The sequence below is a fragment of the Rhodocytophaga aerolata genome, from assembly GCF_030503435.1.
Taxonomy (GTDB): Bacteria; Bacteroidota; Bacteroidia; order Cytophagales; family 172606-1; genus Rhodocytophaga; species Rhodocytophaga aerolata.
Genome location: NZ_JAUKPO010000025.1, coordinates 39,761 through 53,664, shown reverse-complemented (window position 1 = coordinate 53,664; position 13,904 = coordinate 39,761). Strand labels below are relative to the sequence as shown.

Genomic DNA, 13,904 nt, shown 5'->3' with positions numbered 1-13,904 from the left:
AATTATTTATTTAAGTTGACCGCTTGTTTGTTAGAAGATTTAGATTTAAAGAAACTTTCATACGCTTTCAAATATTCTGTCAGCATATTATTTAGTCCTTTAGCAGTAATAGTAGCGCCGGACATACCATCTACTTTATGCGGGCTATCTGAATAGTCATTTCCTTCGCCTTTCATCATTTGCACAGCTACAATTTGAGAACCATCTGCTATTTTTTTGCCTACATAGCGTTGTTGTACTTCCTCCGTAGCTATACGGGCACCTAGGCCAGGTGTTTCTCCAGCATGTTCAAATCGTACTCCTTTTACTGTATTTAAATCTTTATCCAAGGCAATAAAACCCCATATATTATTCCATAAGCCATAGCCCCTCAAGGGTAATACATAGGAATCGATTACGTTGGGGTCGTTTTCAGATACAATTTCATATACTGGAAGCAAACGCTGCTCTACAGGTTTTTTATATTCCTCAACTACATCTACCTCTTCTACCTTTTTTCCGTCTACTACATTGCCTTTGGCATCTACTACATACGATTTTACACGTTGCTCATAAATAGCCGCTACATCATCACCTTTTTCTAAGGTAAATACTGATGAGAGAATACTTTCCTTTTGCTCAAGTTCAATATTGGCTTGTTGTAAAGGCTTCAGGCCTTCTGAAGCTACGGCAAGCAATACACCACATACTACCGTGAGTATGGTGGCGTACATTATAATATATCCGTTAGACTGTCGCACGTTTTAATCTCCTTTTCTTGTTAGCATCTACTACAAAATAATCAATAAGCGGGGCAAATACGTTCATTAGCAGTACTGCCAGCATAATTCCTTCCGGATACGCCGGATTAAACACTCTGATCAGGACTGTAAAAATACCAATAAGGGCTCCGTAAAACCATTTACCAGTTTCGGTTTGTGAAGCCGATACCGGATCCGTAGCCATATATACAGCGCCGAAAGCTAGGCCACCCATAACCAAGTGATAGTGTGCCGGAACTCCTAAAAAAGCGTTTCCTAAACCATTGGCAGCAAAAAGATTTAATAATAATCCCATGGCCCAAGCGCCAGCGAACACACTGAAAATAATTTTCCAGTTGCCTGTACCTGTGATTATCAGAATGGCTGCACCAATTAAACACATTAGTGTAGAAGTTTCGCCAATACAACCAGGAATGGCTCCAAAGAACATATTCCCGAAAGAGAATAAGTCAGGATACCAGGAATCGCTTAAGGCAGCTACGGCTCCATTTTGTACATCTACGGCAGCAACCGAGGCTTCGTTTAATACAGATAAGGCGGTAGCCCCGGAGTACCCGTCTACTGTTTTACTACCTACAGGTAAGTAAGTCCATACATTCCCGGAAAGTTCAGTTGGATAGGCAAAGTACAAGAATGCACGGGCGGTCATGGCAATGTTTAGGATGTTCATACCGGTGCCGCCAAATACTTCTTTCGCAATAAGTACGGCAAACACCGTTCCCAGAGCTACTTGCCACAACGGGATAGTAACAGGCAGAATCAGGGGGATAAGGATACCTGTTACCAGGAAGCCCTCATTGATGGGGTGTTTTCGCCACAATGAGAAAATTACCTCTACAATACCACCGGCTGTGTAAGCTACAATAACTACTGGTAAAACTAACTTTGCGCCTAACAAAAATTTGGTTAGAAAATCGGCTTGCTCACCGGTAGCTATGTAATGCTGATGCCCTACATTCCACATCCCAAAGAAAAGCGTTGGTAAAATGGCAATTACTACGGTCATCATATACCTTTTCAGGTCAATCGCATCGCGTACCTGCACCCCTTTGGCAGGAGTTGTATGATCAGGTACAAACATAAAAGTTTCAGCTGCCTCAAATAGGTAATGAAACTTCCCATACTTGCCTCCTTCAGCGAAGTGAGGTTTTTGTTTATCCAATAAACTGCGTAACGCTTTCATGTATACTAATTAAACTTAACTATTTCTTATCATATCTAATCCTTCCCGGATCATGGCCTGTACGTCATTCTTAGACACATCAATAAATTCACACAGCGCAAAGTCCTCTTCAGCTACTTCATAAATACCCAAGGCTTCCATAGCATCGTAATCGTTGGCAAGTATGGCTTTAAGTAATACTACCGGATATATATCCATTGGTAATACTTTTTCCATGGCTCCAGTTTGTACAAAGGGGCGTTCTTCTCCATGAAGATTTGTGTCCAGTACATATTCTTTGTTGGGGCTAAGGAAAGACAGCAAGCCGAATGCTTTATGAAAGCTATATTTCTTAGGATCTGGCGTGATCCAGCCAAGGAATTCAGAGTAATTACCTTCGGGAATAACAGTAAGCATATTGTGGTAAAAACCCAGGTAGTCATCGGCGGCTATCTTCTCACCTGAAAGGATGTTACCTGATATATACCTAACATTATTACTCTTGACATTGTTCTCGACAAAGCGCTTAATATTGGCACCAATATATGTCCGGTAATAGCTAGGATTTTTTACTTCTGAACCGGCTACGGCTATAATCTTGGAGGCATCGTAGCGGCCTTCCAGAAATAATTTACCTATCTGAATAACCCCGTACGGATTAATTGTCCATACGGTATCGCCTTTATTAATAGGACTGATATGGTGAATCTGAATGCCAACATTGCCTGCCGGATGCGGACCAGAGAATTTGTTTACTTCAATACCTTTTACTTGGGCAAAAACCGGTGGTACCTCTGCATCACCTTTTATACCTAAGTGTACTTTTCCGGGTGTTAATTTTGTCAGGGCCTGTAATCCTGCCATGAAGTATTGCTCTTGCCCTTGAAAGATAAATTCATAAGCGGGAGCCAGTGGGCTGGAGTCGAAACCGGAAATGAATATATTTTTGGGAGTGTCTGCCGGATTTGCCAGAATAGCATACGGACGCTGAATAAAATTGACAAAGGTGCCGCTTTCGCATAAGGCATCTAGGATAGTATCCCGGGATAAGCCATCAATCTGGGAGGCAGAATACCTGGGAAACGATGCATATTCTATCTGCTGATCGGCCAGAATGGTAATTTGTAGAATCCTGCGTTTCTCGCCTCTCTTTACCTCTACTACTTCCCCGCTTACAGGAGATACAAATTTAACTTTTTCGTGTTTCTTGTCGTAAAATAGTGGAGTACCAGCTTTTACCTTTTCTCCTTCATTTACCAAGTTTTTGGCTCTTTGCAAGCCCATAAAATCGGAGGGTTTCAGAGCAAAGGTTTCCGGCTGCCGCGCATCCGTTATTTTTTTTTCTGCTTTCCCTGCCAACTTTATATCCAAACCCCTGTTCAGCTTGACAACTTTTGACATATGTGTATATACTATATCTTCTTAACGTTTTTTATAAAACCATGCAAAATTAGTACATTTTTCTATAAATAAAACCAAAGAGACATTCATTTACAGAAATATATAGGATAATAATAATGGATGAGACAGTAAAGAAGAAATCTATAAAATACTTGATTTTTACGCTATACAGTCAGGTCTCGTATGTGGCGGGCTACATTCTCCATTAACCACATAGGCGTAGAGGTAGCTCCACAAATACCTACCGAATCTCCGGCCTTAAACCATGCCGAGTCTATTTCAAGTTCATTTTCTATAAAGTAGCTTCTTGGGTTTTCCTGGCGGCAAACTTCAAAAAGTGCTTTTCCATTAGAGCTTTTTTTCCCGCTGACAAAAATAATGATCTGATGTTCATGAGAGAATTTCTGCAACTGTGGCTCACGGTTAGATACTTGGCGGCAAATACTATCATTTGCATCAAAAAAAGCGCCCTTTTCCGGTAAGGATTCTTGCTGAATTCTGGACTCAATCAGATCCTTCATTTTATAAAATCCTTTGGTGCTTTTAGTGGTCTGGCTAAATAAGGTAACCGGGCGGCCATAATCTATGTTTTCCAGGTCTTCTTCTGAAGATACCACAATAGCTTCATCTCTTGTTTGCCCGGTCAGGCCAATTACTTCGGCATGCCCTTTCTGGCCGTAAATTACAACCTGTCCCTTTACTTCTGCCATTTTATCGTACGCATGTTTTACACGGTTCTGTAGTTTAAGAACTACCGGGCAAGAAGCATCTATTAATTCAATATTATTTTTAAGGGCTAGTTGGTAAGTCTCCGGAGGTTCGCCATGTGCACGAATCAATACTTTGCAATCTTTTAATTCCTGTAACTGTTCCCTTGTAATTATTCGCAGCCCTTTTTCATGCAGCCTTTTTACCTCCATGCTGTTATGTACAATATCTCCCAGGCAATACAAGGTGTCGGTGTGTTCCATTTCCTCTTCTGCCATTTGAATGGCATACTCTACTCCAAAACAATATCCTGAATTCTTATCTATGGTTACTTTCATTAGGAATATAGAAATTTAAAGATCAGCAGCCAGTAAGAGCTATGTGTTGATTAACTGCAAGGTGTCTTACTATCTGCCACCGGTATCGAAAAATCATTATTTGTGAGTCCCGTTGTATGATTGAATCATGCGGCTGTTAGCCAGGTTAATAACAAATTCTATTTGCTCGTCAATAGTAATAGCTGTATTATCTAATAAATACGCATCGTCAGCCATACGCAACGGATTTTGTTTTCTGGTCGTATCCAGATGGTCGCGCATCTGTAAGTTTTTAATGATCTCTTCTATATCTACCAGTTCATTCTTCTCCAGTAACTCTTCTTGCCTGCGTTGTGCGCGAACCATAATATCGGCTGTCATAAAAATCTTAAGTTCAGCATCTGGAAAAACACAGGTACCAATGTCCCGGCCATCCATCACCAATCCGCGCTTTTTACCCATTTGCTGCTGCAGATACACCATTGCTTTTCTTACTTCCGGAACAGCGCTTACTTCACTTACCTTCTGAGAAATGTACATTTTCCGTATCTCTTCTTCAACATTTAAACCATTGAGATAAGTTTCGTTTTTCTCGGTTTTAGGATTGTGAACGAACTGAATATGTATATTGGCCAGTGCCTGAGAAACCTGGTATGGATTAGTAGAAGAGATATGGTTATCGCAAAAATACAATGTTACGGCCCGGTACATGGCTCCGGAATCTATGTATATATAACCCAAGCGGCTGGCTACCATTTTAGCTGTAGTGCTTTTACCACAGGCTGAGTATCCATCAATAGCTATGATTATTTTCTTCATTACAGTTGGTTTTACTTCACAAGCATCTGCAAACAATGTATCGTTTTATCTATATAAAAGGTTGAACTTGTAAAGAAAAATTCAATAAGATAAATATATTCTTCCTGATCAGGTAATGCCCGGTTAATTAAAACAGTTGCAAATATAGTATGCTTGCTTTACTCTGCGTATACATTCTAAGATATTTTTACAATTGCCTATTATTTTATATAATATACTGATTTATAGAAAATTATATCATATATGCAGCAATGTCTGGAAAATACCTAAAACGTAAGAAGGCAAGCACACCCGGCGTAGGTATACTTGCCTTAAATAAAAATATGGCAGAAAGAAAATGTTACTTTTTATAGGCTCTTGGAGTAGAACCAGGCATTTTTTTGTAAGATTTCGGCTGCCACGACTGCTGCATAGGCGTATATCTAACGCAGGATGATAAAAACGAAATCAAACACAAGAGAACTAATAGCTTTTTCATCACTTATTTAAAATTATTGTACACCTGCTTAACACTTATTTAATATATTGAACTAGAAGTGTATAGGATGCAAAGTATTTACTTTGATGGTATTATTGCCCGCCAATTTGTAGGCTATCCGTCTGGTGTATGAAAAAAGTTGAAAAAGCCTGCCGTCTCATGCGTAGGTGAAGGGCTATAATTTTTTACGATCAACAATTAATAGGTTAATTAAACAATGCCTGTATGAAAAATACTTTTGAAATAAAAGGCCAGGTAGTAGATGTAGTAGCTAGGAGAATATATTCTGGAGTTATCTATGTCCACAAAGGCATCATTGAAAGAATAGAGGAAAGTACCCAGGAACATGGACCTTATATTTTGCCAGGTTTTATAGATGCGCATGTACACATTGAAAGTTCAATGCTGACGCCTAGTCAATTTGCCCGCTTTGCCGTAGTGCATGGAACGGTAGGCACGATTTCCGACCCACATGAAATTGGCAATGTGCTGGGTGTTGAAGGTGTACAATACATGATTGATAATGGCAACCAGGTGCCTTTTAAATTTTATTTTGGTGCCCCATCCTGTGTACCGGCCACTACCTTTGAAACCGCAGGAGCCACCATTACTGCAGCTGATATTGAAGTATTATTTAAGCAGAAAAATATAAAATACCTGGCAGAAATGATGAACTGGCCAGGCGTATTGTACCAGGACCCGGATGTGATGGCTAAAATTGCCCTGGCTCAACAATATAACAAACCTGTAGATGGCCATGCTCCTGGCCTGAAAGGAGAACTAGCCCGGAATTATATAGCGGCTGGCATCAGTACAGATCATGAATGTTTTACGGCAGAAGAAGCATTGGATAAACTGAATGCAGGAATGAAAATATTGATACGGGAGGGAAGTGCGGCTAAAAACTTTGAGGCATTAATAGAACTGATGCACGAACATGGGGAGCAGATGATGTTTTGCTCAGATGATAAGCACCCGGATAGCCTGGTAGCCGGACATATCAATGAGCTTGTAAAAAGGGCTGTGGCCAGAGGGATAGATGTTTTTAAGGTGTTACAAGCCGCTTGTGTGAATCCGGTAAAGCATTATGGACTGGAAGTAGGTTTATTGCAGGCAGGCGATCCGGCTGATTTTATCCTGGTAAACAACCTCACTGATTTTGCTATCTTACAAACCTATATAGATGGAGAAATGGTAGCAGAAAAGGGAGATTCGTATGTTCCATCGTTGCCAAGTAAAATTGTCAATCACTTTACTGCTTCTAAAAAAGCACCTGAAGCATTTGCTGTTCCAACCAAAGGTGGACAACTCCGGGTGATGGAAGCTTTGGATGGGCAGTTAATTACCAACGCATTGTTTTTCCCGCCAACAATAGTAAACGGCTATGTAGAGTCAGATACGAACAGTGATATTTTAAAATTAGCAGTCGTCAACCGGTATACAGATGCGCCACCAGTCGTAGCCTTTATCAAAAATTTTGGATTGAAAAAAGGGGCTATTGCCTCTTCTGTAGCCCATGATTCTCATAATATTATTGCTGTAGGTGTGGACAATGAATCTATTGCCAGAGCCGTAAATGCACTGATAGAAGTAAAAGGAGGTATTGCGGTAGTAGATGGGGATATACATGAGGTGCTACCTTTGCCCATCGCCGGCCTTATGACCGGAGAAGACGGATATGCAGTAGCCAGGCAATACGAACAACTGGATAAATTAGCTAAGGCTATGGGAAGCACGCTGCAATCTCCTTTTATGACCTTATCTTTTATGGCATTGCTGGTAATTCCTTCTTTGAAGCTCAGCGACAAAGGGTTGTTTGATGGAGATAAATTTGTTTTTACGCCTGTATGGGCTTAGCTTATGCCAGTTTTTGAGGTTGTAGAGAAACATATTCTTTAGGTGTAATACCAGTGCTGTTTTTAAACACCCGTTGAAAAGTAGCCTGGGAGTTAAAACCGCACTCCAAGGCAATACCGGAAATAGTCAAGTGTTCGTTTCCTTTCTCCAGCAGCCGTTTTTTTACTTCTTCAACTCTATATTCATTTACGAATTCATTAAAACTTTTATTTAAGTGATTATTGAGAATAAAAGAAACCGTTTTCTGAGCCATGCCAGTGTGCGCCGATACAGCATTTACATTCAGCGAAGGTTCCAGGTAAAGTTTGTCCACTTCCATGGATTTTTTTAGCATAGAAATATATGTTGCTACCTCTGCATCTGAAAACGATAATGTAGATACCGGTAGTTTATGAGGCCCGTTTGGAGAAGCAGAGTCTTTGTTGATTGATGGTACAGCTATGGCATGTACATACAGGTACCCCTTAAGTCCTAACCCGTAAATAAGTATAGCTAGTGGAATATATATCGGATAATAACTCATTGTATCCAATAAAGGGCCACGGGTAGATGGGATAATATAGGGTATCAGGAAAATAAACCAGATGCCTTGAAATACTAGAAAACTGTTTAAAAATAAATGTATCCATTTACGTTGAACAGCACTAATTTGAATAGCTTCATCTGAGTTGCGTGTAATTGTCTGCCTGAGGTATCTTTTTGCCAACACCAGATACAAGGTGATAGAAAGCCAGCGGGGAATGTCTGAGTATGTATTATAGGAGTCAACAAAATGGCCCCATCTTGGGCCATCTTCTTGCTGTACGAAGCCCATTAGCAAGCCTGCCAGAAATATCCAGACCGCAATAGTAGACACCCAGTCAAGTATAACAGGAGAGAAATGCCATTTTTGTTCCTTAGTTAGCGTGAAGTCTGGTGTGATTAACGATTGTATGTAGAAGTAAATAAGCGGACCCATAGGCATAGCCATTACAAATGGAAATACCTGTTCTATAATTCGTACAACTCGAGATTTAGCATACCAGGCTTCTGTCATGTACAAGTTTGTGCAGGCCAAGGTCATCAGCAGAATAAGGGTAGCCAATAACCGGTTAGATGTTTTGTTGCCCTTTTTACTGAAGTATAACAAAGCACACAAAATATAGCCTTGTAGAATGCCCAGCAGAATAATCATATTCCATACTTCTGCTCCTGTAATGACTGTCATGGGTTAAAAATTTGAAGGTTTGATGGCTTACCTGTAAAGAATAGGGCATATATTATCGGCTGCCGGATAATTTTACCACTATCCTTGCAAAATCAACCCTAGCTAGCGTATGCTTCGCTAAGTAATTTATATATTTTTATAGAAATAATCTTGTTCTATGCGCAGACTTTTTCAACTATGCTTTTTCTTATGGCTGACCGGGCACATTTCAACCAGTATAGCTCAGATAGGTACCCCAGTCAGAGAAGGCAAACCCTGGGCCTATTGGTGGTGGATGGGCAATGCAGTTACAAAAGAGGGAATAAAACAGAACCTGGAAGCCTATGCAAAAGCAGGATTAGGCGGTTTGCACATTATTCCCATTTATGGGGTGAAAGGATATGAAGCACACTATATACCCTATTTGAGTCCGCCATGGATGGATATATTGCAGTATACTATAGAGGAAGCCAAGAAATTAAACATGGGTATTGACATTTCAATGGGCACTGGTTGGCCGTTCGGTGGGCCTGTGGTAAACAAAGAAACCATGGCTAAAAAATTTATGGTGAAAGAATATGCAATTCCTGCCGGAAAAGCTTTTACTCAGGCGGTACAGACTGATTCCACTAATAAAGATGCCTCTTTGCAAATTCTTTCTCTGTATACAGCCAAAGAAGAATTTCTACAAGAGGTAACAAAGACTATCGATGCAAAAGGGACTATTTACCTGAAACCTGGCCCAGAAAACAGGAAATTATATGCCCTGTATTCTGTACCTACCGGACAAAAAGTAAAAAGAGCAGCTCCCGGTGGCGAAGGATATGTGCTAGATTACTTTAGTAAAACGGCTCTCCAAAGCTACACTGCACCTTTCGAACAAGCTTTTGGCAAATTCAAAACGGATAAATACAAGGTAAGGTCATTTTATAATGATTCTTATGAAGTATACGGAGCCAACTGGACTGATGATTTTCTACAGGAATTCAAACAACGGCGCGGATATGAATTCAATAGGTATATACACCTATTGAATGATACAGTTTTTTCTGATGAGGAAAGAAGAGTACTAAACGATTATCAGGAAACTATTTCCGATTTGTTGCTCGATAATTTTACTATACCCTGGGCCGCCTGGTGTAAAGAACGTGGGCTCATCACCCGTAACCAGGCGCATGGTTCTCCGGGAAACATTCTGGATTATTATGCAGCGGTAGATATTCCGGAAACGGAATCGTTTGGTAGCAAACAGTTTGCTATTCCGCTTTACCGGCTTGATAAGGATTTTGATGAAAAACGCTACGGAAAACCCAACCGGCTTACCATGAAATTTGCTTCTTCGGCGGCCCATATAACTGGAAAGCCGCTGGTTAGTGCCGAAACATCTACTTGGCTGGGCGACCATTTTAAAGTGGCTCCTTCACAAATTAAACCGCTGTTGGATGAACAATTTACTGCCGGGGTGAATCATATTTTCTTTCATGGAATTACCTATTCTCCTCTGGAAGCACCTTGGCCGGGATGGCTTTTTTATGCCTCTACCAATTATGCTCCCAGCTCTCATTTCTGGGAATACATGCCCGAAATAACTGGCTATATCAGCCGCATACAATCTGTTATGCAACAAGCCAAGCCAGATAACAATGTACTGCTTTATTTTCCGATTTACGATTTATGGAACAAGCCTAAAGGTAAAACAATGGTACAGTTGCTAGATGTGCATTATGCATCCAATGAATGGCTGCTGAATGCCAGTGTAGGCAAAACAGGACAGCAATTGTTAGACAACGGCTACCAGTTCGATTATATCTCCGACCGGCAACTGCAACAATTACAAACCAATACGCAAGGCCAGTTGCTGACAAAAGCTGCTATTCCTTATCAGACGCTGGTTATTCCGGCTTGTACCAATATGCCGCTGGAAACCATGCAGGCTATTTTGAGGCTGGTAGAAAAAGGAGCAAAGGTGGTATTTATGGAGAATTTTCCCCGAACCGTACCCGGTTTTCATCAATATGTATCCAAAGAACAGGAACTGCAAAAGTTGAAAAGTAGGTTATCTGCTTTTCAAAATCAATCGTCAGCCGCTGGTAAGGGGAGAGTTAGTATAGCCCAGTCACCGGAAAAGGCACTACCCCAACTGGCCACTCAGCGGGAAAGTTTAGCGGATCATCAACTAAGTTTTATCCGGAAAAATCATTTGGGAGGGAAGGTATATTTTATCGCCAATCTGCAAAATAGCTTTAAGGCCGATACGATACAGCTACATACGGGCGCAGAAAGTGTGGAAATGTACAATCCGCTGACACAAGAAAAAGGAATAATTGATTTTAAAAAGGTAGATGATCATACAATTAAACTATATCTGGCCTTGTCTCCAGGGCAATCTTGTATACTGACTACCTTTACTACTGAGCAAAAGGGCAATCCTTGGGTGTATCATCGGCCGAAGCTGGCAGCAGAACCTATGGTATTATCTGGTAAATGGAGCCTGCAATTCAAAAAAGGCGAACCTAAACTACCTGCTCCGGTTACCACAGACAACCTAACTTCCTGGACAGAGTTGGGAGATTCGGCCACCCAGTATTTCAGTGGTACCGGCATGTATACTTTAAATTTTTCTCTTCCAGCTCAGGCAGACAGAACGAATGGCTTTCTGCTTGATCTAGGTGACGTACGGGAAATGGCAAAGGTAACTTTAAATGGGGTTAATTTGGGCAATGTGTGGTCATTGCCTTTCCAGTTATATGTTAAACCAGGTATACTGCCACAAAAAAACACGCTGGAAATTGCCGTTACTAATTTATCAGCTAATCGCATCCGGTACCTGGATCAGCAGCAAGTTGAATGGAAGAAATTTCATGAAATAAACTTTGTCAATATCCGCTACGAACCTTTTGATGCAGCAAAATGGCAACCGGTAGAATCAGGCTTGTTAGGTCCGGTAAAACTGATTCCGCTGCAATAACTATTCATCGAACTATTCTATTATTTCAGCCGCCTTTTTACTTGTACATGAATACCTAGTGAATAAGGTTGCAAACCAAAAGGCTCTCTGGCTTTGAAAGTAGAGCCCAGAAAATAGTTGAGGGTTGGCATGAACATCAATTCATATTTTTCCATCACTTGCAGGGAATAGCCAGCCCCTATGAGTAAGTTATAGTTCGTCTGTTCCAGTATGTTTTCTTTGGAAGGGAAATTAATTGTTTTAGATTCCTGTCCATTTATCACTTCTGTGGTCTGGCCTTTTACCAGCAGGTTTATACCGCCGTTCATGGTAATATTGAACCGGCGGCGGTGATTTTGCCAGAAGTAGTAAGTTGCGCCTAACCGCCAGCCTCCATAGGCATACGAACTAACCAGTTGGCGGTTTCCTGAGGCATACACGGCTGTTAGTTGAATCTGTTGCCCGTCACTGGAACCTTTCCGGAGTAAAGTATCTACTTTGCCTGTAGTATACGAATAGGCTACATTCTCTTTCAACTGCATAAAAGCCAGACTGCTTTCCAGATACAAACGGTTAGTAATAGCTTTACTTACACTTATGCCCAGTTCATATCCCATTCTTTCCGAGCCAGATTTAGGCCGGGTGGTAAGATTCTCAATATAAATATCATCCGAACTGCTAGGCGTAACAATCCGGAAGGAATATCTGGGAGAGAAAAACAAACCGACAGTCCATTCTTTTGAACCCTTGCTGCCGGGCGGAGTAACAATAATTGTTTCTTTAGCCTGAGAAGCGGTATCTGGTTCAAGTACTACACTTGCCGTATCCGGAGCAGGTATGCCAACAGGTGTTTCGACTAAGGGCGAAGTTGTAGGATCAGTATTGGTGAATTCAGCAGACCTATCTTGTTCCAGGTCAGCAGGAGTATTTAGTTTTTCCTGGCTGGGTGGCTTTATGGATAAGGTGTTTTCGCTGAATGAGCTAGGGCCCGTTTTATCCGAATTTGTCTGCTGCTTTTTAGTCGTTACCTCAGTATTTGCTATCTCAATGTCTGGTTTAGTAGATTTGCCTTGCATCAAGTTGTGGCCAGGCAAGGAGTTGTTTTCCAGCTTTTCTTTATGTTTAGGCTGAAATTCCGGCTTGGTTTTCTTGTCCGGATTACCGGGCATACTGGCTATTTTGCCTGTATTAGCCTCTATAAGTAGAATGGAGTCTTCTTTGAGTGTTATTCCTTTTGTTATAGGAGCTTTAATATTTGGTTGTGAAAGCAGGTTATTTTTAGAAATACGATTTATTGGTGAAGCTGCCTTTTCCAGATCAGGTTTAATTCCTTCAGCGTTTGGCTTTGTTTCCGCCGAAGGAAGCAAATGTTCTGGTTCACTAATAGACAATGCAGGTTGATCCTTCTGTGTGGAATGGGTTGAGTGATCTTGTTTTTCGATGGGTTTCGGTGTTTGTGCAAGTGAAGGTACATGAGCACTAGCTGATGGTGCAGCTGTATGTATCGGTAGCTTGTCCCAAAAGAAATACACGCTTATGGCTGATAGTATCAATAAAGCAGAACTCAACCACCAGAAAAATCGCCAGCGGTGGCGTGGCTTAATTTCTGCCTGAATAGCTGCCCAGGCTTTAACAGGGGGCTCTTCATCCAACTCCAGCATTTTACGCCGGATATTTTCCAGTTCTTTATCGTTCAGCATTTTTCCTTCATTGAATAAGTAAGCAGAATTTTCTTCAGGTAACTTTTAGCCTTGGCCAGTTGCGATTTAGAGGTGCCTTCTGCAATACCAAGCATTTCACTGATCTCCCGGTGGGTATATCCTTCTACTTCATATAAGTTAAATACCAGCTTGTATCCTTCCGGAAGTTGATCAATTAACAAGAGCAATTCTTTGCCAGAAATATCACTAACAATATCTTCTTCAGAAGGGGAGCTTTCTTCAATAGTACTATAATCGACTTGCTCCTGGTATTTCCGGCTTTTATGATACTGATTAATAGCTGTGTTTACAAAAATGCGTCTCATCCAGCCTTCAAATGATCCGCCACTGTAGCTATGGATGTGTTTGAATACTTTTACAAATGCCTCCTGAAAAATATCCTCTGCCTCAAAGCGGGATTTCGTATACCGGATACAGACGGCCATCATGCGCCGGGAATAAAGTTGATACAGTTTTTCCTGGAACAATGCTTTTCCCTGCTTGCAACCTGCTACAATTTCCTGCTCGGAGTACACGTGTGTTATAGAATATATAAGGGTTTTGTTTT

The 13,904-nt window shown here is 41.0% G+C and carries 10 protein-coding genes; 2 read left to right on the top strand and 8 right to left on the bottom strand.

All coding sequences use genetic code 11. The features are described 5' to 3' along the window. Positions 1-2: 2 nt before the first annotated feature. From nqrC to cmk, 5 genes are all read right to left on the bottom strand, one after another. Positions 3-740 (bottom strand): NADH:ubiquinone reductase (Na(+)-transporting) subunit C, encoded by a 738-nt coding sequence (gene nqrC / locus Q0590_RS27610; RefSeq protein WP_302040880.1) that lies wholly within the window; start codon positions 738-740, stop codon positions 3-5. Then, positions 727-1,944, bottom strand: a complete 1,218-nt coding sequence (locus tag Q0590_RS27605; protein WP_302040879.1) for an NADH:ubiquinone reductase (Na(+)-transporting) subunit B — start codon at positions 1,942-1,944, stop codon at positions 727-729. The genes nqrC and Q0590_RS27605 overlap by 14 nt, the downstream gene beginning before the upstream one ends. 15 nt (positions 1,945-1,959) lie before the next feature. After that, positions 1,960-3,324 carry a Na(+)-translocating NADH-quinone reductase subunit A gene (locus Q0590_RS27600; RefSeq protein ID WP_302040878.1) on the bottom strand — a complete coding sequence of 455 codons (1,365 nt, stop codon included), beginning with the start codon at positions 3,322-3,324 and terminating at the stop codon, positions 1,960-1,962. Positions 3,325-3,488: 164 nt separating this feature from the next. After that, entirely contained in the window at positions 3,489-4,370 is an 882-nt protein-coding gene (locus tag Q0590_RS27595; protein ID WP_302040877.1) for a 4-hydroxy-3-methylbut-2-enyl diphosphate reductase, read from the bottom strand. Positions 4,371-4,466: 96 nt separating this feature from the next. Next, positions 4,467-5,168, bottom strand: coding sequence for a (d)CMP kinase (gene cmk / locus Q0590_RS27590; RefSeq protein ID WP_302040876.1), 702 nt, complete (start codon positions 5,166-5,168; stop codon positions 4,467-4,469). A gap of 703 nt (positions 5,169-5,871) precedes the next feature. On the opposite strand from cmk, the gene ade reads away from it, so the two are divergent. Beyond that, positions 5,872-7,503 carry an adenine deaminase gene (gene ade / locus Q0590_RS27585; protein WP_302040875.1) on the top strand — a complete coding sequence of 544 codons (1,632 nt, stop codon included), beginning with the start codon at positions 5,872-5,874 and terminating at the stop codon, positions 7,501-7,503. Position 7,504: 1 nt separating this feature from the next. Here the strand turns inward: ade and Q0590_RS27580 are convergent, their stop codons facing one another. Then, positions 7,505-8,710, bottom strand: a complete 1,206-nt coding sequence (locus Q0590_RS27580; RefSeq protein WP_302040874.1) for a helix-turn-helix domain-containing protein — start codon at positions 8,708-8,710, stop codon at positions 7,505-7,507. A 157-nt stretch (positions 8,711-8,867) separates the two neighbouring features. On the opposite strand from Q0590_RS27580, the gene Q0590_RS27575 reads away from it, so the two are divergent. Continuing rightward, positions 8,868-11,657 carry a glycosyl hydrolase gene (locus tag Q0590_RS27575; RefSeq protein ID WP_302040873.1) on the top strand — a complete coding sequence of 930 codons (2,790 nt, stop codon included), beginning with the start codon at positions 8,868-8,870 and terminating at the stop codon, positions 11,655-11,657. A 20-nt stretch (positions 11,658-11,677) separates the two neighbouring features. Here the strand turns inward: Q0590_RS27575 and Q0590_RS27570 are convergent, their stop codons facing one another. Both Q0590_RS27570 and Q0590_RS27565 read right to left on the bottom strand, forming a co-directional pair. Continuing rightward, positions 11,678-13,336 (bottom strand): hypothetical protein, encoded by a 1,659-nt coding sequence (locus Q0590_RS27570; protein ID WP_302040872.1) that lies wholly within the window; start codon positions 13,334-13,336, stop codon positions 11,678-11,680. Then, positions 13,330-13,872, bottom strand: coding sequence for an RNA polymerase sigma factor (locus tag Q0590_RS27565; RefSeq protein ID WP_302040871.1), 543 nt, complete (start codon positions 13,870-13,872; stop codon positions 13,330-13,332). Before Q0590_RS27565 ends, Q0590_RS27570 begins: the two co-directional genes overlap by 7 nt. Positions 13,873-13,904: the final 32 nt, after the last annotated feature.